Origin of the sequence: Enterobacter mori LMG 25706, assembly GCF_000211415.1 — a bacterium.
In the GTDB taxonomy this organism is placed as follows: Bacteria; Pseudomonadota; Gammaproteobacteria; order Enterobacterales; family Enterobacteriaceae; genus Enterobacter; species Enterobacter mori.
This window is the reverse complement of the sequence record NZ_GL890775.1, coordinates 389,930-391,194: the sequence shown is the minus strand read 5'-3', so window position 1 is coordinate 391,194 and position 1,265 is coordinate 389,930. Positions and strand designations below refer to the sequence as shown.

Genomic DNA, 1,265 nt, shown 5'->3' with positions numbered 1-1,265 from the left:
GAGGGCACCAAGCCGCACTTACCCCAGATACTCAATCACCGATAACCCGCCGTTATAATCCGTGCTGTAAATAATCCCCTGCGCATCCACAAACACGTCGCACGACTGGATCACCTGAGGGCGATTCGGCCGCGTGTCCATCATTCTCTCCGGCGCGGCGGGCACCAGCGCCCCCGTTTCCACCGGTCGATACGGGTTCGAAATGTCATACGCGCGCACGCCCGCGTTCTGATAGGTTGCAAAAATCAGCGTCGAGCTGACGAAGCTTCCCGGCCGGTTCTCGTGCAGGTTGTGCGGCCCGAAATGCGCCCCTTTCGCCACGTAGTCGGTTTCATCCGGCTGCGGGAAGGTCGAGATGCTGACCGGGTTCGCCGGCTCGCGGATATCAAACAGCCAGATCAGCTTTTCGCCATCTTCCTGGTTGTCGAGCACCGCCTCGTCAAGCACCACCAGCAGGGAGCGGTCCGGCAGCGGCAGCGCGGTGTGCGTCCCGCCGCCAAACGGCGGGCTCCAGTTGCGATGGCTAATCAGCGTCGGCTGGGTGCGGTCTTTCACGTCCAGCAGCGTCAGCCCGCCGTCGCGCCAGCTCCCGTAGGCGGTATCCCCGGCGATAATCGCGTGATGCAGCGCGTAGCGTTTCCCTTCCGGCCAGTTGGGCTGCTCGCCTTCTGCCTGGTTCATCCCCGGCAACCACCAGCGCCCCGCCACTTCAGGCTTACGCGGGTCCGCAAGATCGATGGTCAGGAAGATGTAGTCGGTAAAGCCGTCGATCAGCGCCGAGACGTACGCCCAGCGCCCGCCGACGTACCAGATACGGTGAATGCCGATGCCGCTCAGCGACAGAAAGCCGATTTCGCGCGGCTTATCCGGCGTGGAGATATCAAACACCCGCAAGCCCGCGCTCCAGCCTTTGCCCTGCACGTCGCTGACGGTTTCCCCCACCTGGCGGGTGTAGTAGACCTTCTCGTCGGCAAAACGCGCATCGGCAAACAGATCCCGGGCGTTGATCACCAGCAGCAGATCGTCATGCGCCTGGAGATGCACGTTCCAGGTGCCGGGCGGCGCGGGCACATAGCCCACGGGTTTCGGGTTTTGCGGGTCGCGCACGTCCACAATGGAAAAGCCCTGGGACACCATATGGCCGATATAGGCAAAACCGCGATGCACCATCAGCTGCACACCGTCCGGACGACCGCCCTGGTCGCTATGGCCAATCAGCCGCATATTGCGGCTGTATTCAGGGGTGGGTAATGTCGTCACCTTGA

At 62.6% G+C, this 1,265-nt stretch carries 1 protein-coding gene; it reads right to left on the bottom strand.

Annotation, left to right across the window (positions count from 1 at the left end; translation table 11 throughout):
• Positions 1–18: 18 nt before the first annotated feature.
• Positions 19–1,260 (bottom strand): LVIVD repeat-containing protein, encoded by a 1,242-nt coding sequence (locus ENTMO_RS0106865; RefSeq protein ID WP_029485000.1) that lies wholly within the window; start codon positions 1,258–1,260, stop codon positions 19–21.
• Positions 1,261–1,265 lie beyond the last annotated feature (5 nt).